Here is a 19,545-nt window from a genome sequence, read left to right on the forward strand (position 1 = left end):
GGCGTCGGAGTGCCATGCCCATCTCACCGCGCCGTACCGCACTCGCCCTCGCCGTACTCACCACCCTGCTCGCCCTCGCCGGCTGCGGCGACTCCTCCGACTCCTCCGACTCCGGGGACGCCGGGAGCTCCGGCGGCGCGCGGGCCTCGACGGCGGACGTGATGATGAGCGAGGCCGCGCCGGGCACGGAGGATCCGGCGGCGCCGGATGCGCAGGCGGTCGACGGCGCGGCACGCGACCGCGGCAAGGCGGCGACCGGACAGCAGCCGGCGGTGATCTCGACCGGCACCGTGTCGTTGGCGGCCGAGGACGTCGGCAAGGCCCGGCTGGAGGTGCGCAAGGTGGTCGACGCCCATCGGGGCACGCTCGGCGAGCAGGAGACCACGACGGGCGAGAAGGGCGAGCTGAGCACGGCGCGGCTGGTGCTGCGGGTGCCGAGCGAGGCGTTCGACGACGTGGTGGCGGCGCTCGAGGAGGTGGCGACGCCGACGGGCACGACCACCAACGGCGAGGACGTGAGCGCGGAGGTGGTCGACGTCGACGCCCGGATCCGGGCGCAGCGCAAGAGTGTGCAGCGCATCGAGACGCTGCTGGCGCGCGCGGAGACGATCGAGCAGATCGTCGCCATCGAGTCCCAGCTCGCCAGCAGGCAGGCGGACCTCGACGCACTCGAGTCCCGGCAGCGGTGGCTCGCCGACCAGACCAGCATGTCCACGCTCACCGTCTACATCGAGCGGCCGGCGGCGCGGCATGAGCACGAGGACGACGAGGCCGACGGCTTCCTGGGCGGGCTGGCGAAGGGCTGGGACGCGTTCGTCGACGGCGCCGGCGCGGTCTTGGTGGTGGTCGGCTTCCTCGTCCCGTGGCTGATCCTGCTCGCCGTGCTGGCGATCCCGGTCCGGCTGCTGCTGCGGCGCCGGACGCGGGGTCCGGCCCGCACTGCGTAAGCCGGGTCCGGACCCTCACGCCCTCGTGTTACTGTTTGTCTACAGACTTACTTGTATTTGACTCGCGGGCAAGGACTGCGGCCCACGGCGTCACCGATGGACGTGAAAGGCCGCACCCATGCGCATCGAACAGCTGGAGTACCTCACCGCCGTCACGCAGCACGGCTCGCTGCGCCGGGCCAGCGAGAAGCTCCACCTCTCCCAGCCGGCGCTCAGCGAGGCGCTGACCAAGCTCGAGCGCGAGCTGCGGGTCACCCTGCTCGACCGCCGCCGGTCCGGGGCCCGGATCAGCCGCGAGGGCCGCGAGCTGCTCCCCTACATGGCCGACGTCCTCGCCGCGGTCGAGCGGCTGCGCAACGCGGCCGGCGACCGCCGTGCCGACACCCGGGTGATCCGGGTCGGCACCGTGCATGCCGCCACCTCGACCCTGCTCATCCCGGCGGTGCGGGCATTCCAGGAGCGCCATCCCGGCACGACGGTCGAGGTGCTCACCCTCCAGCAGGCCCAGATCGACGAGGACCTCGCCGAGGGCACCCTCGACCTCGGCCTGGTCAACGTCCTCGACGGCGACGAGGCCCCCGTCGGCCTCGACGGCGTCGACCTGCTGCACGGCCGGCCGGTCGCCGTCCTCCCCGCGGGCCACGCTCTCACCGCCCGCCCACAGGTCACCATCGACGAGCTGCGCCAGGAGCGGTTCGTGATGATGCGGCCCGGCTACGTCATGCACCGCTACGTCCACCGCGCGTTCGGTCCCGAGCTCCCGCCGGCCGCGCACAGCACCGACGGCGCGGAGATGGGCAAGGCGCTGGTCGCCGAGGGCGTCGGCGTGACCGTGCTGCCCGACTACACGGTGATCGGCGACCCGCTGCACCGGGTCGGCATGATCGAGGCCCGCCCGATCGCCGGCGAGCAGACCTACCTCACCCTCCAGCTGCGCCAGCGCACCTCGCTGCAGCAGCCGCTGCCCGTGCGCGAGCTGCAGGCCGCGCTGACCGCGCGGGCCACGGAGTACCGCGGAGCGGCGGCGAGCTCGAGCGCTGCCTCCTGAGACGGCGGTGATGGCCGCTGCGCCATGATGGGCCGGTGACCATCACGCCGAGCACCGCGCGTCTGGCCGTCCTCATCGACGCCGACAACACCTCGCCGAAGCACGTGAGCGCCCTGCTGGAGGAGCTCGCGACGTACGGCGTCGCGACCGTGAAGCGGGCCTACGGCGACTGGACGACACCCCAGCTCGGGGGCTGGAAGGCCCAGCTCAACCGGCACGCCATCGTCCCGGTACAGCAGTTCGCGTACACGACCGGGAAGAACGCGACCGACTCCGCGCTGATCATCGACGCGATGGACCTGCTCTACTCGGGCAACCTCGACGCCTTCGCCCTCGTGTCCAGCGACAGCGACTTCACCCGGCTCGCGACCCGCCTGCGGGAGTCGGGCAAGACCGTCTACGGCCTCGGGCTGCGCAAGACGCCGCAGTCGCTGGTCGCCGCCTGCGACACCTTCATCTACCTCGAGGTGCTCGGCGAGGAGGGCGGGGCCGACACCCCGGAGGAGGCCGAGCCCGCCGCGCCCCTCCCCAACCTCCCCAACCTGCAGAGCCTGCTGAGCCGCGCGGTCAACGCGACCTCGGACGACGACGGCTGGGCCCACCTCGCCGCGATCGGCAGCTACCTCCGCTCGGCCGACTCCTCCTTCGACCCGCGGCTGTACGGCGCCGCGAAGCTGGCCACGCTCGTCGAGGGGCAGCCCTACCTGACGACGACCGGCACCGGATCCGGGGTGCGGGTCGGGCTCAAGGGCCAGGTCACGGTCGCGAAGCGGACCGCGGCGCGGAAGACGGCCGCGAAGAAGGCCGCCGGCTCCTGAAGTCTCAGTCCAGCGGGTAGGACTGCACGAACTCGGTCAGCCGCGCGAGCTGGTCCGGGTCGGTGCTCGGGATGACCCCGTGGCCCAGGTTGAAGATGTGGCCCCGAGCCGCGCGACCGGCCTCGATGACGGCGGCGGCGCGCTCGGTCATCACCTCGGTCGGCGCGAAGACGAGCGTCGGGTCCAGGTTGCCCTGCACCGAGCGCTCGCCGACGAGCGGGATCGCGCGGTCGAGCGGGGTGCGCCAGTCGACGCCGACCACGTCGGCGCCCGCCTCGCCCATCAGATCGAGCAGGTTCGACGTACCGACGCCGAAGTGGATGCGCGGCACGCCCAGCGCGCCGACCCGCTCCAGCACGCGGGCGGAGTGCGGCTGCACGAAGCGGACGTAGTCGGCCGGGGTGAGCGCGCCGGCCCACGAGTCGAACAGCTGGACCGCCGAGGCGCCCGCCGCGACCTGGGTCTCGAGGAACACCGCGGAGACGTCGGCGATCTTGCGCATCAGCGCGTCCCACACCTCGGGGGCGCCGAACATCAGCGCCTTCGTCTTCGCGTGCTCCTTGGACGGCCCGCCCTCGACGAGGTAGGACGCCACCGTGAACGGCGCGCCCGCGAACCCGATCAGCGGGGTGCCGCCGTTGACCGAGGCCAGCTCGGCGACCAGGCTCTCGACGGCCCCGGTGATGTAGGGGATCTGCTCGGGAGTGAGGTCCGGGATCGCGGCGACGTCGGCCAGCGTGCGCACCGGCGAGGCGACGACCGGGCCCACGCCGGGCACGATGTCGAGGTCGACGCCGACCGCCTTGAGCGGCAGCACGATGTCGGAGAAGAAGATCGCCGCGTCCACGCCGTACCGCCGCACGGGCTGGAGGGTGATCTCGGTGATGAGCTCGGCGTTCATGCAGGAGTCGAGCATCGCGATGCCCTCGCGCACCTTCAGGTACTCCGGCAGCGAGCGGCCGGCCTGCCGCATGAACCAGACCGGCGTGTGCGGCACCGACTCGCCGCGGGCTGCCTTGAGGAGTGCGCTGTCGTGCAGGGGGGCGGTCACGGGACCCAGCGTCGCAGGTCAACGGCGTGGGACGCACATCGATCCGGCCCTCTCGTCCTAGGGTGGCCTCATGGTCGCCCGCCAGGAGATGAACCAGGGGTCCGGCGCGGCCGGCACTCCCCCGGAGTTCACCGCTGCCGTCGCGGGCCTGCGCGCGGCCGTGTTCCGCCCCGAGGTGTTCTGCGAGGAGATGCCGGCACCGCAGCGCATCGCGCCGTACGCCGCCGCACTGTCCGCCGACGTCACCGTCGACGACGACGAGGTCGCCACCGGGCGCCTGGTGCTGCTCCACGACCCCGCCGGCAACGACGCCTGGGAGGGCACCTTCCGCTGCGTGGCCTACTGCCGCGCCGACATCGACCACGACCTGGCGACCGACCCGATGCTGACCGACGTCGGCTGGACCTGGCTGACCGACGCGCTCGAGGCCCACGGCGCCGAGTACGTCGCGGTGTCCGGCACCGTCACCAAGGTGGTCACCGAGAGCTATGGCTCGATGGCCGACGACCCGGGCAGTGCCCAGCTGGAGATCCGGGCGTCCTGGACGCCGGTCGACCCCGACGACATCGCCACGCACGCCGAGGCGTGGGGCGAGCTGATGTGTACCGCCGGCGGTCTCGAGCCGGTGCCCGACGGGATCGCGGTCATGCCGTCGCGGCGCGGCCAGCGGGGCGGCTGATGGCCGACCAGCCAGCCGAGGCGACACCCGAGGAGGACCAGCAGCCGGTCGAGTTGCTGACCCTCGCCGACGGTCTGCCGCCCGTGATCGACACCCCGGAGGCGCTGGCGGCGTACTGCGTCCTGCTCGCCGCCGGCACGGGACCCGTGGCGATCGACGCCGAGCGCGCGTCCGGCTACCGCTACTCCAACCGGGCCTACCTGATCCAGGTCAAGCGGGCCGGGGCGGGCATCGGCCTGATCGACCCGATCCCGTTCCCCGACCTGGCCCCGCTCGCCGAGGCGATCGGCGACGCCGAGTGGATCCTGCACGCCGCCACGCAGGACCTGCCCTGCCTGGCCGAGGTGGGCCTGCGCCCGGTCGCGCTGTTCGACACCGAGCTCGCCGGCCGGCTGCTCGACTACCCGCGCGTCGGGCTGGCCACCCTGGTGGAGACCCTGCTCGAGCGCCACCTGCGCAAGGAGCACTCCGCTGTCGACTGGTCGACCCGGCCGCTGCCCGAGCCGTGGCTGGAGTACGCCGCCCTCGACGTGGAGGTCCTCGTCGAGCTGCGCGACCTGCTGGCCGCTCAGCTCGAGGAGGCCGGCAAGGCGGACTGGGCGCGCCAGGAGTTCGAGCACGTGCGCGGCTTCGAGCCGGCCGTCCGGGTCGATGCGTGGCGGCGCACCTCCGGCCTCCACAAGGTGCGCGGGCGTCGTACCCTCGGCGCGGTGCGGGCGCTGTGGGAGGCCCGCGACGCGATCGCCCGCGAGCGCGACGTGACTCCGGGCCGGCTGATCCCCGACGCCGCCATCGTGGCGGCGGCGACCGCGATGCCGACCACCCGCGGTGGTCTGCTCGGCACTCCAGGCTTCCACGGCCGCGGCGCCGCCCGGCACGCCCGCGAGTGGCTGGCCGCGCTGCAGTCGGCCGCGGACCTGCCGGAGGAGGAGCTGCCGACCCGGGTCACCCACGGCGACGGTCCGCCGGCGCCGCGCACCTGGGCCGACAAGGACCCGGTCGCCGCCCGCCGGCTCGAGCTGGCCCGCGCCGCCGTCTCCGCGCTGGCCGAGGAGCACTCCGTCCCGCTCGAGAACCTGCTCACCCCCGACAGTCTGCGCCGGGTGATGTGGGCACCGCCGAGCACCCGCGACCCGGTCGACCTGCTCGAGGCGGTCATCGACCAGCTGCGGGCCCTCGGCGCGCGCAGCTGGCAGATCGGGCTGACCGCGTCCGCGCTCAGCCGGGCCGTCCTCGACGCCGAGGCATCCCCCGCGACCCGCGGAGGGAAGGGGCGTCAGGGAGCGGCGGAGTCGGACTCGGTGTCGGAGGGGGCCTCGGAGGACCCGTCCGACGGCGTCTCCGACGGCGCGACGTAGTCCGGGTCGAGCAGGCTGCGCGACTTCTCGTCGATCGCCCTCAGCGACTCCTGCAGGTCGGCGATGTCCGGCGTCGTCAGCAGTGTCTCGATGTCAGGGTCGACCAGCTCGCGCAGCTCACGCCCCTGGCTCATCAGCGGCGGCAGCACGATCGAGCGCATCACCGAGTTGAAGAGCGCGGCGTGCTCGGGCGCCTGGCCCGGCTGGAGGAAGTCGTTGGAGAAGGCCACAGTCAGCTTCGCGGGCTGGACGTAGCCGGTCTCGGCCACCCGAGCCAGCGCCTCGTCGCTCACCAGGTAGCTGAGCACGTTGGCCGCGGCCTCGTTGCGCGCCGGGCGGGCGGGCGCCAGGCAGATGCCGGTGAGGTCGGCGATGGTCTTGGCCGAGCCGAGCGAGGGCATCGGCATCACGTCGAAGCTCAGCCCCTCGACGCCGCGCAGCTCCGGGGTCAGCCCCCTGAAGCCGGCGATCATCGCGAGCTTGCCGCGCTTGAACCAGTCCACGGCCGGACGCTGCGCCAGCTGCTTGGCGCTCAGGGTCAGCCGCGGGTCGCGCAGCAGCTCGAGGGTACGACGCAGCGCGTCGGTCGAGCCGTCGTCGCCGAGCGCGAGGCTGGTCGGGTGGTTCTCGTCGTCGAACAGCTGGCCGCCGCCGGAGTAGATGAACGGCGCCAGGCCGCGCAGCGTCGGGTCGATGTAGATGCCGCGGGTGTTGCGGCGCGGCCGGCTCGCGAACTCCGCCGCCACCCGGAACTCCGCGAAGTTCCAGCTGGTGCGGTCCGCACGCGGCACCAGCAGGCCCTCGGCCTCCATCGCGGCGAAGTCGACGAGCTCGGTGTTGTAGTAGATCACCATCGGCGAGGCGGCGTAGGGCATGCACTGGAGGTCGTCGTCGACCGAGAACGCCGACACGGCGTCGCGCGCGAAGTCGTCGCCGATCGGGATCTCGCGCTCGTTGACCAGGTCGAGCAACGGCACGTTGCGCTTCTCGGCGACGGTCTGCGCCAGGTCGGCGCGTGGGAGCAGGTAGAGGTCGGGCTTGGCGCCGCCGCTTCGGATCGCGTCGAGCATCGCGTCGGCGTCGGGCCAGGACACGATGGAGACGTTGGTGTCCTGGCTGCTGGCGTTGTAGTCGTCGACGACGGTCTGGTACGCCGCGATCTCGGGCGCCGTACCCCACACCGCGAGCTGGAGCTCGGTCATCTTCTCGGCCGTCGGCTGCGGCCGGTGGGGACGCTGCTGCTGCTCGGTGCCGCTCGCGAGGGCGATCATGCCCACGAGGACCACCAGAGCGACCCCGACCACGACTGCACCCGTCCGCCACGTGAACCGACCCACGGCGGCCACCCTACCGGCCGGTCACACGGCCTCCCGCGCGGCGCCGTGCCCGCGGGCGCCGCCTACGCTGGTCGGGTGTCCGAGCACCGGCGTCACCACCGTCCCGCGCCGCGGGAGGCCGCGTTCTTCGACGAGCACATCGGCGCCGCCGAGCCCGCCCTGCTCGCCGAGGCCGCCGAGCGGGCCGCCGCGCTCCTCGTCCGCGGCGCCCGCACCAGCGACGACGCCGACGTCGCCGAGCGCGTGGTCCACCTCGCCGACACCGAGGGCATCGAGACGATCGCCGAGGTCTGGTCCCACGCCGCCCCCGACACCCTCGCCGGCTGCCTGTGGCGCCTGTACCTGCTCCGCTCCTGGGTGTACGCCGACCCGGTCGGCGTCGCCCGCCAGTTCGAGGCCGGCCGCAGCCGGGCGGAGTTCGCCCGGGTCGTCGCCGGTGTCGCCGACCCGCCTGGCCCCGACGAGCTGCGCGCCATGGTCGATGAGGTGCTCCGCGGGATCGCCGGCGGCGAGTTCGCCGACGTGCTGCTGCGCGCCGCCGCCTTCGCCCGCGTGGTCGCTGCCGGCCGGGCGACCCTCCACGACGTACCCGACCCCGACATCCGCCGCATGCTCGCCCTCGCCGAGCAGCTCGAGGCGGCCGGCCATCTGGAGCTCGCGAGCCGCTTGTCGTGAGTCTGTCGACTGTTTCGCGCGATCGGTCGTGCGATCGGTCGTGCGCATGGGCCCGGCTGCCGTAGACTGACTCCTCGAGCACGCCGGGTCGCGGCAGCCCCGGGTCCCAACATCTAGCCGCTACGAGCGGCCCTGCGCCGTGAGGCGCTCCCGGCCCGGTGTGCTCGACCCGGCGCAAAGTGACCCTGATTCTGGGCCGACCCGGCGCAAAATGACTCCCTACCTGCCTGCCGACCCGGCGCAAGACTGCGTCAAGACCTCGCCGAATCGACGACCGGCCGGCCCCAGCCCGGCAGGTTCGGCGCTGATCCGACGTCACTTCACGACGGGTCGACGGTGCCTGCAGTCAGTTCTGCGCCGGGTCGGTGTCAGAGGGAGTCCAGGGCCTTGCGGATCCGCACGTCCGAGATCGGGCCGTCGGTGCCGAGCTGCTGGGCCCACAGCGAAACCCGGTACTCCTCCAGCATCCACCGGATCGCGCGCAGGCCGGCACCGGCCGGGCGGCCCTCGGGCAAGGCGGCGAGGCGGGCGAGGTAGGCGTCCTGAAGCGGCTGGAGGACGTCCATCCGCTGCCGGTCCTTGGCCAGCGCTGCCGGGCCCCCGTTCTCGAGGGCCGTACGACGCTCGCGCATCGCCGCCAGCCAGGTGCGGTAGCGCCGCAGCCGGGCGGCGCCGGCCTCGCCGACGAAGCCGTCGTGGACCAGGCGACCGAGCTGGCCCTGCAGGTCGGTGAGCGCGGGCAGCATCGGCAGGTCCGCGCGGCCGCTGAGCAGGCGGTCGACCTCGCGCCAAGTGGCGAGCACGCGGAGCAGCTCGGCGAGCGTCTCCCGCACGCCCGCGGCGGCGCTCGGGCGCAGGGCGGCCAGCAGGGCGTCGTACTCCTGGCGGGTGCGGACCGGCGGCCGGGCATCGACGGCGTCGACCACGACGGCACGCAGGCAGTCGTCGAGGATCGCGGGCACACCGGCGTACGGCGTGCCGGCGAGGCCGAGCTTCTCGGCGTTGCCGAGGCCGTCGACGACACCCGCGAGCGGGGCCGGGCCGAGGGCCAGCAGCGCCAGCCGGACGACGCCGAGCCGGTGCCGGGCGTCACGCTCGTCGCCGGAGCCGGCGACCCGCAGGCCGACGGTGGCGCCCTCGTCGACCAGGCCGGGGTACGCCTCGACCTCGTGCCCGGCCCGGGTCCAGGTGGCGGTAGCCGGGATGTCGTCGAACATCCAGTCGGTCTCGCCGGTGCGGGCCACGCCGGAGTCGGAGGCGACCGCGGCCATCGCCCGCTCGAACTGCGGCTGCAGTGGCGCCTTGAGCTCGGCGAGCGACTTGCCGCGCCCCTGCACCTCGCCGCGCTCGTCGACGACCCGATAGCTCGGCTTCAGGTGCGCGGGCAGCGACGCGAGGTCCCACGCCTCGCGCGGCACGTGGACGCCGGTGCTGGAGCGCAGGTAGCGCTCGAGCGCGGTGAGCAGCGCCTCCTCCCCCGCCGGTACCGCGGCGAGGAAGGACCGCGCGGTGTTCGGGGCCGGCACGAAGCTGACCCGCAGCGCCTTCGGGAGGCTGCGGATCAGCTCGGTGACCAGCTCCTCGCGCAGCCCCGGCACGATCCAGGAGAAGTCGTCGTCGTCGACCCGGTTGAGCGTCGCGACCGGGATGTCGATGGTCAGACCGTCGTCACGAGCACCCGGCTCGAAGTGGTAGCTGATCGGGAAGGTGAGCCCGCCCGTGAGCGACCACGCCTCCGGGTAGTCCGTCTCGCGGACCTCGTCGGCCGTGTCGTGGGTGAGCATCGCCGGGTCGAAGGTGAGCAGGTCCGGCTGCGCACGTCGGGCGTCGCGCCACCAGCGGTCGAAGTGCGCGCCGCTGACGATCCCCTCGGGCACGCGAGCGTCGTAGAAGTCGAAGAGGGTGTGCTCGTCGACGACGAGGTCGCGGCGGCGGGCGCGGTGCTCGAGCTCCTCGGCCTGCTCCAGCAGCCGCCGGTTCTGCTGGAAGAAGCGATGCCGGGTGTCCCACTCGCCGTACACGAGGGCGTGCCGGATGAAGATCTCGCGCGACAGCTCGGGGTCGACCTTGCCGTAGGAGACGGCCCGGTCGGCGGCCAGCGGTACGCCGTACAGGGTGACCCGCTCGCGGGCCATCACGGCCTGCCGCTTGCGCGACCAGCTCGGCTCGGAGTACGTCCGCTTGACCAGGTGGGCGCCGAGCAGCTCGGCCCAGCGCGGATCGATGGCGGCGTTCTGGCGGGCCCAGAGCCGGCCGGTCTCGACCAGCTCGCCGGCCATCACGAAGGGCGGGTTCTTGCGGGCCAGGCCGGAGCCGGGGAAGATCGCGAACTTCGCGCCGCGGGCGCCGAGGTACTCGCGCGGGCCCGGCCGCCGACCGGCCTGCCGCGAGCCGGGCCCCGTCCTGCCGCTCTTCTCCCGCTCCTCGAGGACGCCGATATGGGACAGCAGGCCGGAGAGCAGCGCCTGGTGGATGCCGTCGGCGTCGGGGGTGTCCGCGGGCGCCTCCAGGCGCACGCCCATCTCCTTGGTGACCTGGCGCAGCTGGGCGACGAGCTCCTGCCACTCGCGCACCCGCAGGTAGTTGAGGAACTCGCGCTTGCACATCCGGCGGAAGGCGCTGCCGGAGAGCTCCCTCTGCTGCTGGCGCAGGTGCCGCCACAGGTTGAGCCAGGTGAGGAAGTCGGAGTCCTCGGCCTTGAACCGGGCGTGCAGCTGGTCGGCCTGGGCCCGCTCGGCGGGGTGGTCGGCGCCCGGCCTCTCGCGCGGGTCCTGCAGCGAGAGCGCGGCGACGATCACGAGCACGTCGCGGACGCAGCCGAGCCGCTCGGCCTCGAGCAGCATCCGGCCCAGCCGTGGGTCGATCGGCAGCCGGGCGAGGCGCCGGCCGACCTTCGTGAGATCGCCCTTGGCCGACACCGCGCCGAGCTCCTCGAGGAGCTGGACGCCGGCCTGCACGTTGCGGCGGTCCGGCGGCTCCACGAAACCGAAGCGTCCGATGTCGCCCAGGCCGAGCGAGGTCATCTGCAAGATGACCGAGGCGAGGTTGGTGCGCAGGATCTCGGGGTCGGTGAACTCCGGGCGGGCCTCGAAGTCCTCCTCGGCGTACAGCCGGATCGCGATGCCGGCGGCCACCCGCCCGCACCGGCCGGAGCGCTGATTGGCGGAGGCCTGGCTGATCGGCTCGATCGGGAGCCGCTGGACCTTGGTGCGGGCGGAGTAGCGGGAGATGCGGGCGACGCCGGTGTCGATGACGTACCGGATGCCGGGGACCGTCAGGGAGGTCTCGGCGACATTGGTCGCGAGCACCACACGCCGCCGCGAATCCTTGGCGGGCGCGAAGACCCGATGCTGCTCGGCGGCGGAGAGCCTGCTGAACAGGGGCAGGACGTCGACGCCGCGGATCCCGTCGCCGAGCGGGGCCAGCGCCTCGGCGGTGTCGCGGATCTCGCGCTCACCGGGCAGGAACACCAGGATGTCGCCGGGGCCTTCGGCGGAGAGCTCCTTGACCGCGTCGACGATCGCCTCGGTCTGGTCCCGGACGATCGGCTCGCCCTCCCCATCGACTCTGTCGTCCTCCGGCAGGTCCGCGTAGTCGACCAGCGGTCGGTAGCGGATCTCCACCGGGTAGGTCCGGCCGGAGACCTCGATGATCGGGGCGGGCTCGCCGGTGCGGACGTCGGCGAAGTGCTCCGCGAACCGCTCGGGGTCGATGGTCGCGGAGGTGATGACCAGCTTGAGGTCGGGCCGCTTCGGCAGCAGCTGAAGCAGGTAGCCGAGCAGGAAGTCGATGTTGAGGCTGCGCTCGTGAGCCTCGTCGATGATGATCGTGTCGTAGCGGCGCAGCAGCCGGTCGCGCTGCAGCTCGGCGAGCAGGATGCCGTCGGTCATCAGCTTGACCCGGCTCTGCCTCGACGTGCGGTCGGTGAACCGCACCTGGTAGCCGACCAGGTCGCCGAGCTCGGTGCCGAGCTCGGAGGCGATCCGCTCGGCCACCGAGCGGGCGGCGATCCGGCGCGGCTGGGTGTGCCCGATCATCCGCGGGCGCCCGTCCTCACCGGGTCTGCCGCGGCCCAGCTCGAGGCAGATCTTCGGCAGCTGGGTGGTCTTGCCGGAGCCGGTCTCGCCGGCGACGATCACGACCTGGTGGTCGCGGATCGCGGCCGCGATGTCGTCGCGTCGGGCGCTGACCGGCAGGTCGGGCGGGTAGGTGATGTCCACAGCGGGGCCCATTCTTCCCCGCGGGCAAGGAGGAAGACCAATCGTTTGGCCGCCGGCTCATGACAGGCCGAACCCCGGGTCCGCCGCGGCCAGGAGCAGATCGTCGACCGACAGGTCCACCCCACTGACCGGCACCCGCGCGTTGTTGCCGAACAGCGTGTTCGCGTCGATGCCGACCGACACGCCGTCGGCGCGGTGGACGACGACCGCCAGTCCGCCGTCGTACGTCGCGACCTCGGCCGACGTCACGCCGGGCAGGTCGACGGGCTGCGGCTGCCAGCCGTCGTACGACAGCCGCAGCTGGGCGTCCTCCCAGGGCCCGTCGGTGACCTCGACCTGGACCAGGCCGAGCCCGCTCTCGCCGGGGACCCGCCAGTCCAGCTTGGTCCCGTACGACGACAGCCGCTCCTGGCCCGGCGGGCAGGTGGCGTCCGGGGCGGCCCCGACCTGCTCGTTGGCGCCGGCCGGGCCGAGGTGGCGGCCGGTGGGGTCGAGCCGCGCGGCGAGGATCGCCCGGTAGCCGTCGAGCAGATCGGGCGCGAGCGGGGCGAACCGGTCCTGCGCGCCGACGTCCGCGTCGGCGTCGACGCATCGACCCTTCGTGGGCGCTGCGGGCGACGACGGCGACGACGTCTCGGCGGCCGACGCCGTCGGACGGGGGTCTCGCGCGACCGGCACCTCGTCGCCGCTTCCGGGCAGCAGCACCAGCCCGGCGGTGGCAACACCGGCCACGGCGGCGCCGGCACCCAGGGCCAGCCGGGCCCGGTGGCGACGCCGCCCGCGGCGCAGGTCGGCGGCGGGGTCCGCGGACGGGGTGAGGGTCTCGGTGAGCCGGTGCAGCTCCGCACCCAGCGTGTTCTCGATGGGGGTCATGAGCGGTTCTCCTCGAGTGAGTCGGATCGGTCGGTCAACGCGGTGCGCAGTGCGGCGAGGGCCGCGGAGGTCTGGCTCTTGACGGTGCCGGCGCTGATCCCGAGGTCGGTGGCGGCCTCCTCGACGCTCAGCCCCCACCAGTGCCGCAGCACGACGACCCGGCGCTGACCTGGTGGCAGAGCACGCAGCGCCGACCAGAGGGCGTCGCGCTCCCCGAGCGTCTCCGCCACGGCGGCGACCGGTACGTCGGGCAGCCGCTCCCCCGCCGACGCCTCCCGGCGCCAGGGTCGCCGCCTCTCGTCGAGATGGGCGTTCACCACCGCCCGGCGCACATACGCGTCGACGGAGTCCGCTCGGCGCACCCGCGGCCAGGCGACGTACAGCCGGGTCAGGGCCGCCTGGACGACGTCCTCGGCGCGGTGCGGGTCACCGCACAGCAGCCAGGCGGCACGGTACAGCTGCGGCCGTCGCTGGGCGACGTACGCCGCGAACTCCCGGTCCCGCATGCTGCCCACCCTGCTCCTTCCGGTCCGGCTCCGTCTCCCTGTTGACGGACCGGATCCCGGATCGGTTGGGCGTGTGCCCGGCCGGATTCAGGCGAGCGCCTCCACATTGCGGACCAGGGCCTCGCTGGAGTGCTTGACAGCGACGCCGACGACCGGCCTCACGGCGCCCGCGATCGCCTTGCCCGCGGGCCCGCCGGGCAAGGTGAAGGAGATCCAGGCGTCCACCCGGGTGCGGTCCTCGCCGAGGTCGGTGAAGGTCCAGCGCTGGGTGGTCTCGATGCCTCTGACCGAGGTCAGCTCGACCAGCCGGTCGCGCTCCCACGCGGTGCATTCGATGCGCGCCTTGAGCGGGACGCCGACCTTCATCACGCCGTCGTACTGGGCGCCGACGCCGTGGAGCTGCTCGGTGACCGGCTCGATCCTGCTCAGGCCGTACATCCAGTCCTTGGTGGTGCTGAAGTCGTCAACATAGGCGAACACCTTGCTGATCGGCGCCGCGATCTCGACACTCTGCTCCACCACGTTGGTCACCGCGGAAGTGTGACACGCGGTCACAGGATCAGCGGGGAGGCGGCAGCGCGTCGGTCGCCTCGAGCTGACCCAGGCCGGTGACCATGAGCAGGTCGGCGACGATCGCACGGATCTGGGCGAGGATCGCCTCGGCGGTGAGGATCTCGCTGCGCTCGACCTGCCCGGTCGCGGCGCCGACGGCCAGCACCTCGTCTCGCGCGGCGATCGCGACCCGGTCGGCGTGCAGCTCGCGGGCGATCGCGTCCGCGGCCGCGGCGAGGTCGGCGGTGAGCCTGATGTACGACGCGGGCACCGGGAGCCGGCGGTACGCCGTGATCGTGGTCTGCCGCACCAGCACGCGGGTGCTGCGCAGGGCTCGGTCGAGCGGGTCGACCAGCTCGACCATCCGGCGCAGCGGCTCGCGGTGCCGGATCCGGAACGGCGAGGAGCTGACCACGGCCATGCCCTCCTCGGCCGCGGCCTGGAGCTCGCGGATCAGCCGGTCGGTGGTCCGGGCGTCGGCGAGCAGCTCGAGCGCCGGCGTCACCTCGCCGTCGACCATCACGTCGGAGGCGGCGCGCAACAGCTGGGCGATCTTGCGGGCGACGGCCGAGGCCTGCTCGCGCGGGCGCCGCAGCGGCGCGGCCGGCACTGCCATCGCGGCCACCAGCGCGACCCCGCCCCCGATGACCGCGTCGGTCCAGCGCAGGAAGGAGCCCTCGGCGCCGGGCAGCAGCACGGCGACCACGATGGACTGCACGGCCGCCTGGTTGACGAACATGATCCCGGCGTCGAAGAGCAGAGCCGTCGACATCGAGAGGAAGACGATCAGGGCGAGCTGCCAGGCGCCCGAGCCGATGCCCGCCACGAGCACGTCGGCGATGAAGACGCCGATCGCGACACCGATGGTGACCTCCACGACCCGCCGCAGCCGCTGACCGTACGACGTGCCGAGGCACAGCACGGCCGCGATCGGCGCGAAGAACGGCAGGTCGTGGTGGAACAGGTCGTGCGCGATGAACCACGCCACGCCCGCAGCGACCGAGCACTGCGCGACCACCCACAGCTTGTCGCGCCACCGGTCGACGCGGCCGCGCAGTGACAGGCGGCTGCGCGACCACATCCGGTCCAGGACTCCGTCGTTCGGCCCCTCCACAGGAGAGACACTAGAGGTCAGACCGCCTTGGCCGGGAGCACCTTCTTCGAGACCAGCGCGACGACGTCCTCGTAGCGCGAGCCGGTGAACTTCGCGAAGTTGTGCAGCGCGTGGGCGTCGAGGCCGACCAGGACCCGGGCCTGGTTCCTCACGATGCCCCTGACGATGATCTCGGCAGCCCGCTCGGGGGTCATCTTGGCGAGCTTCTCGTCGAACAGCCTTGCCGTGGCGGCCTTGTCCTCCTTGTCGGAGACCCGGGCGTTGCGGGCGATCGCGGTCTTGATGCCGCCGGGGTGGACCGAGGTCACGCCGACCTTGTGGCCCGCGATGAGCATCTCCTCGCGCAGCGCCTCGGTGAACCCGCGCACCGCGAACTTGGTGGCGTTGTAGGCGCTCTGGCCGGGCATCGCGAGCAGGCCGAAGAGCGAGGAGAGGTTCACGACGTGCCCGTCACCGGAGGCGATGAGGTGGGGCAGGAACTCCTTGGTGCCATGCACGACGCCCCAGAAGTTGATGCCGACGATCCACTCGATGTCGTCGTACGCCAGGTCGGTCACGTCACCGGCCAGCGCGACGCCGGCGTTGTTGATGACGACATTGACCTGGCCGAAGTGCTCGGCCACACCGGCGGCGTACGACGCGAACGCCTCGCGGTCCGCGACGTCGAGCCGAGCGGTCCGCACGTCGGGCGAGCCGGCGTCCTTGGCCAGCGCCGCCGTCTCGTCGAGCCCGGTCTCGTCGACGTCGGACAGCGCGAGCCGCGCGCCCTTGCCGGCCAGGTTCACGGCCAGGGCGCGGCCGATGCCCGAGCCTGCGCCGGTGATGACGACGACCTTGTTGTTGAGGTGCTTCACGCGGGGACTGCCTCTCGCTCGTTGGTGGCCTCGACGTCGTACTTGTCGAGGTCGAACCTGCTCAGGTGCTGGCGGAAGGTGAAGGTCTGTCCCGGCCACAGGGTGGTGTTGTTGCCGAACTTGTCGAGGTACCAGCTGGCGCAGCCGCCGGTCTGCCACACGGTGGGCTTCATCTTGCGACGGATCTCGGCGGTCCACGCGTCCTGCGCGGCCTGCGTCGGCTCCACCGCGCCGAGGCCCTCGCGGCGCATCGCCTTGGCCGCCTCGACGACGTAGCGGACCTGGGACTCGATGATGAAGATCATGCTGGAGTGGCCCAGCGCGGTGTTCGGCCCGACGATCTGGAACAGGTTGGGGAACCCGTGGAAGGTGGTGCCCTTGTACGCCGCCATCCCGCTCTCGTCCCACAGGTCGCCGAGCGTGCGACCGTCGCGTCCGGTGATGTGCCGCGCGATCGGCGGCTCGGTGACATAGAAGCCGGTGGCCACCACGAGCACGTCGATCGGCCGCTCGACGCCGTCGGCGGTGACGATCGCGTTGCCGGTGACCTTGGCGATCGGGTCGGTCACCAGGTCGACGTTGTCGGCCGCGAGCGCGGGATACCACTTGTTGGAGATCAGGATCCGCTTGCAGCCGGCGCGGTAGTCGGGCGTGACCTTGCGGCGCAGGTCGGGGTCGGAGATCCCCTTCGCGATGTTCTTCTTGCCCTGCAGCTCGACCGCGCGCATCGCCTGCGGGAACGTGGCGAACGCGGGCACGCGGGACTCGAGGGTGCCGTAGACGAGCGCGCGCAGCGCCCGCTGGGCGCCGGGAACCCGCCTGAACACGGTCTTCTCGAAGGCGGTGAAGGAGCGCTCGTTGCGCGGGATGACCCAGTTGGGGGTGCGCTGGTAGACGTCGAGGTGGCCGACCACCCGCTGCAGCTCGGGCACGAGCTGGATGGCCGAGGCGCCGGTGCCGATGACGGCGACCCGCTTGCCGGTGAGGTCGACGTCGTGGTTCCAGCGCGCCGAGTGGAAGATCTCGCCCTGGAAGTCGTCGATGCCCTCGATCTCGGGGAGCCGGGGCTCGGAGAGGCCGCCGGCACCCGCGACGACGGTGCGCGCGGCGTACTCCTGCACGCCGGCGGGTCCCTCGGTGCGCACGATCCAGCGCTGCTCGCCGTCGTCCCACCGCGCGTCGAGGACGGCGGTGTCGAACACGAAGCGGTCCAGCGTGCCGGAGTCCTCGGCGACCTTGCGGGTGTACTCCCAGATCTCCTGCTGCGGCGAGTAGACCTTGGACCACTCGGGGTTCAGGGCGAAGGAGTACGAGTAGAGCTGGCTCGGGACGTCGCACTCCGCACCCGGGTAGGTGTTGATGTGCCAGGTGCCGCCGACGTCGCTGTCCTTCTCGATGACGACGAAGTCGCGCTCGGCGGCCTCGTCGAGCTTGATGGCCGCGGCCAGACCGGCGAAGCCGGCGCCGACGATGAGGTGGTCCACATTCCTGCGACCCGGGGTTGCACTCATGGGAGGGACGCTATTGGCGCTATTGAACTTCTGTCAATAGACTGCCCGACGTGACGACGCCCACGCGCACCCGCCTCACTCCCGACGAGCGCCGTACCCAGCTGCTCGAGCTCGGGGTCCGGCTGCTCGCCTCCCGCTCCCTCGAGGAGCTCTCCATCGACCTGCTCGCCGAGGAGGCCGGCATCTCGCGCGGGCTGATGTATCACTACTTCGGGGGCAAGCAGGGCTTCTACGAGGCCGTCGTCCAGCACGCCGCCGACGACCTCTACGCCCGCACCGCTCCCCCCGACGAGGGCGAGCCGCTGGAGCGGCTGCTCGCATCGCTGACCGGATACGTGGACTACGTCATCGCCAACCACGCCGGCTACCGCTCCCTCGTCAAGGCCGCCACCGCCGGCAACGACAGCCTCCGCGCGATCTACGACACCACCTTCGCGGCCCTCGCCGAGCGGTTCTTCACCGCCGACCCCGGCGGCCTGGTCATCCCCGACACCCCCGCCGTGCGCCTGCTCATCCACGCCTGGCAGGCCATGGTCGAGGACCTGGTCCTCACCTGGTGCGACTCGCCCGCCGGGCTGTCCCGCGAGGACCTGCTCCAGGTGATCACCACATCCCTCCCGGCGCTGGTCGACACCCTGCCATGAGCCTCAGGGGCGCCGCGACGACCGGCTGCGCCGCCGGACCCGGGTCACCCCGACCAGGCGGGGGCCGGCGAGCCGGGCCTCGACCCGGCGGGCCTCGCGCATGACCGGCTGGGCGACGTACTCGCCGAGGATCACGCCGGAGGCCAGCGCGATGGCGACGGAGGCGGCGGTGACCATCGCCAGCAGGCCCTGAGCGGCCTGCTGGCCGCCCTCCTCGCCGAGCAGGAACAGACCGCGATAGATCGACAGGCCCGGCAACAGCGGGACCACCGCGGAGACCACGACGACCAGCGGCGGGACCCGGAACCGGCGCCCGACGGTGTAGCCGAAGACGCCGATCACGAAGGCGGACAGGCCCACCGCGAAGGTCCGGCCGGCCCCGGCCTGCGACATCGCCTCGGTGGCGGCGATCGCCAGGCCGCCGAGGACGCCGACGGGGAGCAGCGTGCGCAGGGGTGCGTAGGACGCGAACGCGAACGCCGCCGCGCCGATCGCGCCGCCCGCCCCGACCGCGCTCACCCCGACCAGGTCGAAGCGCGGCAGGGTCAGGCTGGGGATGTCCAGGCCGACCGCCGCGCACAGCGAGAGCCCGCCGCTGACGCCGGTGATGATGCCGGCGGTGGCCAGCACCGCCTCGAGGATCCGGGCACCGCCGGTCACGAAGAAGCCGGAGAGCGCGTCCTGGACGGCTCCCATGAAGCCGATGCCGGCGAGCAGCATGATGATGTTGGCGGTGACGACCAGCGACGCGTTGAGGTGGATCCACGGCTCGGCCAGCCGAGTGCCGAGCGCCGCGAGCACGGTGGCGACCACGCCACCGGCGACCTGCTGGTAGAAGCCCGGCAGCCGGCGCCGGGTCATCAGCAGCTGCAGCCGGTCGATGCAGATCGCCGCCAGCATCGCCACGAGCACCACGACCGGGTTGCCGCCGAGCTGCAGGCCGACGCCACCGCACATCACGCCCCAGCCCAAGGTGGCCGCCCAGAGCGGCCGGGCATGGCCCGACGAGACGATCTGCGCGAGCTCGGTGCGCGCACCCTCGAGGTCGGTCTTCCCCGCGACGACATCGCGCACCAGGTGGTCGACCCGGGTCAGGTCCTCGTAGTCGATCTCGCGCTGGGTCACCGCCCGCAGCTGCACCACCGGCGCCTCGTCGGGCCCCTGCTGGACGCTCATCGCCAGTGAGGTGAAGGTGACGTCCACCTGCGTGTGCCGCACGCCGAGCGCCCGGGCCAGCGCCCGCATCGTCGCCACCACGTCGGGCGCGCCGGCCCCCGAGGAGAGCAGCACCTCCCCGACCTTGAGGCACAGGTCGAGCGTGCGGTGGAGGGTCCGCAGGTCGTCCATGTCGTCATGCT

General features: G+C 72.8%; 17 protein-coding genes. 7 read left to right on the plus strand and 10 right to left on the minus strand.

The window, feature by feature from the left end:
* Positions 1-14 precede the first annotated feature (14 nt).
* The 3 genes from ACUP6Y_RS18255 to ACUP6Y_RS18265 all read left to right on the plus strand — a co-directional run bounded on the left by ACUP6Y_RS18255 (position 15) and on the right by ACUP6Y_RS18265 (position 2,813).
* Positions 15-947 carry a DUF4349 domain-containing protein gene (locus ACUP6Y_RS18255; RefSeq protein WP_462552265.1) on the plus strand — a complete coding sequence of 311 codons (933 nt, stop codon included), beginning with the start codon at positions 15-17 and terminating at the stop codon, positions 945-947.
* Between the two features lie 118 nt (positions 948-1,065).
* Entirely contained in the window at positions 1,066-1,995 is a 930-nt protein-coding gene (locus tag ACUP6Y_RS18260; RefSeq protein ID WP_462552266.1) for a LysR family transcriptional regulator, read from the plus strand.
* A 35-nt stretch (positions 1,996-2,030) separates the two neighbouring features.
* On the plus strand, positions 2,031-2,813 hold the full coding sequence (locus ACUP6Y_RS18265; protein ID WP_462552267.1) for an NYN domain-containing protein: 783 nt from the start codon (positions 2,031-2,033) through the stop codon (positions 2,811-2,813).
* A gap of 4 nt (positions 2,814-2,817) precedes the next feature.
* Here ACUP6Y_RS18265 and hemE read toward each other — a convergent pair whose 3' ends face one another.
* Entirely contained in the window at positions 2,818-3,864 is a 1,047-nt protein-coding gene (gene hemE / locus ACUP6Y_RS18270; protein WP_462552268.1) for a uroporphyrinogen decarboxylase, read from the minus strand.
* A 70-nt stretch (positions 3,865-3,934) separates the two neighbouring features.
* Between hemE and ACUP6Y_RS18275 the strand changes: the two genes are divergently transcribed.
* Together ACUP6Y_RS18275 and ACUP6Y_RS18280 are read left to right on the plus strand one after the other, a co-directional pair.
* On the plus strand, positions 3,935-4,543 hold the full coding sequence (locus tag ACUP6Y_RS18275) for a DUF3000 domain-containing protein (RefSeq protein ID WP_462552269.1): 609 nt from the start codon (positions 3,935-3,937) through the stop codon (positions 4,541-4,543).
* Positions 4,543-5,901, plus strand: coding sequence for an HRDC domain-containing protein (locus ACUP6Y_RS18280; protein WP_462552270.1), 1,359 nt, complete (start codon positions 4,543-4,545; stop codon positions 5,899-5,901). The genes ACUP6Y_RS18275 and ACUP6Y_RS18280 overlap by 1 nt, the downstream gene beginning before the upstream one ends.
* Here the strand turns inward: ACUP6Y_RS18280 and ACUP6Y_RS18285 are convergent.
* Positions 5,820-7,238 carry an extracellular solute-binding protein gene (locus ACUP6Y_RS18285; protein ID WP_462552271.1) on the minus strand — a complete coding sequence of 473 codons (1,419 nt, stop codon included), beginning with the start codon at positions 7,236-7,238 and terminating at the stop codon, positions 5,820-5,822. The genes ACUP6Y_RS18280 and ACUP6Y_RS18285 overlap by 82 nt on opposite strands.
* 75 nt (positions 7,239-7,313) lie before the next feature.
* On the opposite strand from ACUP6Y_RS18285, the gene ACUP6Y_RS18290 reads away from it, so the two are divergent.
* Positions 7,314-7,913, plus strand: coding sequence for a hypothetical protein (locus tag ACUP6Y_RS18290; protein WP_462552272.1), 600 nt, complete (start codon positions 7,314-7,316; stop codon positions 7,911-7,913).
* Positions 7,914-8,281: 368 nt separating this feature from the next.
* Here the strand turns inward: ACUP6Y_RS18290 and hrpA are convergent, their stop codons facing one another.
* From hrpA to ACUP6Y_RS18325, 7 genes are all read right to left on the minus strand, one after another.
* Positions 8,282-12,145 carry an ATP-dependent RNA helicase HrpA gene (gene hrpA, locus ACUP6Y_RS18295; RefSeq protein WP_462552273.1) on the minus strand — a complete coding sequence of 1,288 codons (3,864 nt, stop codon included), beginning with the start codon at positions 12,143-12,145 and terminating at the stop codon, positions 8,282-8,284.
* A 45-nt stretch (positions 12,146-12,190) separates the two neighbouring features.
* A complete protein-coding gene (locus tag ACUP6Y_RS18300; RefSeq protein WP_462552274.1) occupies positions 12,191-13,006 on the minus strand; it encodes a hypothetical protein in 816 nt (271 codons plus the stop codon).
* The gene (locus ACUP6Y_RS18305; protein ID WP_462552275.1) at positions 13,003-13,512 is read right to left on the minus strand and encodes a SigE family RNA polymerase sigma factor; all 510 of its coding nucleotides are present in this window, start codon (positions 13,510-13,512) and stop codon (positions 13,003-13,005) included. Before ACUP6Y_RS18305 ends, ACUP6Y_RS18300 begins: the two co-directional genes overlap by 4 nt.
* Positions 13,513-13,599: 87 nt before the next feature.
* Positions 13,600-14,043 carry an SRPBCC family protein gene (locus tag ACUP6Y_RS18310; RefSeq protein WP_462552277.1) on the minus strand — a complete coding sequence of 148 codons (444 nt, stop codon included), beginning with the start codon at positions 14,041-14,043 and terminating at the stop codon, positions 13,600-13,602.
* Positions 14,044-14,071: 28 nt separating this feature from the next.
* Positions 14,072-15,178: an FUSC family protein gene (locus ACUP6Y_RS18315; RefSeq protein WP_462552279.1), complete on the minus strand. Its 1,107-nt coding sequence runs from the start codon at positions 15,176-15,178 to the stop codon at positions 14,072-14,074.
* Positions 15,179-15,195: 17 nt separating this feature from the next.
* A complete protein-coding gene (locus tag ACUP6Y_RS18320; RefSeq protein WP_462552280.1) occupies positions 15,196-16,032 on the minus strand; it encodes an SDR family NAD(P)-dependent oxidoreductase in 837 nt (278 codons plus the stop codon).
* Positions 16,029-17,543: a flavin-containing monooxygenase gene (locus ACUP6Y_RS18325; RefSeq protein ID WP_462552281.1), complete on the minus strand. Its 1,515-nt coding sequence runs from the start codon at positions 17,541-17,543 to the stop codon at positions 16,029-16,031. The genes ACUP6Y_RS18320 and ACUP6Y_RS18325 overlap by 4 nt, the downstream gene beginning before the upstream one ends.
* A gap of 50 nt (positions 17,544-17,593) precedes the next feature.
* On the opposite strand from ACUP6Y_RS18325, the gene ACUP6Y_RS18330 reads away from it, so the two are divergent.
* The gene (locus ACUP6Y_RS18330) at positions 17,594-18,187 is read left to right on the plus strand and encodes a TetR/AcrR family transcriptional regulator (protein WP_462552282.1); all 594 of its coding nucleotides are present in this window, start codon (positions 17,594-17,596) and stop codon (positions 18,185-18,187) included.
* Positions 18,188-18,190: 3 nt separating this feature from the next.
* Here ACUP6Y_RS18330 and ACUP6Y_RS18335 read toward each other — a convergent pair whose 3' ends face one another.
* Entirely contained in the window at positions 18,191-19,534 is a 1,344-nt protein-coding gene (locus ACUP6Y_RS18335; protein ID WP_462552283.1) for a threonine/serine exporter family protein, read from the minus strand.
* Positions 19,535-19,545: the final 11 nt, after the last annotated feature.

It is taken from the genome of Nocardioides sp. S5-5 (assembly GCF_054954065.1).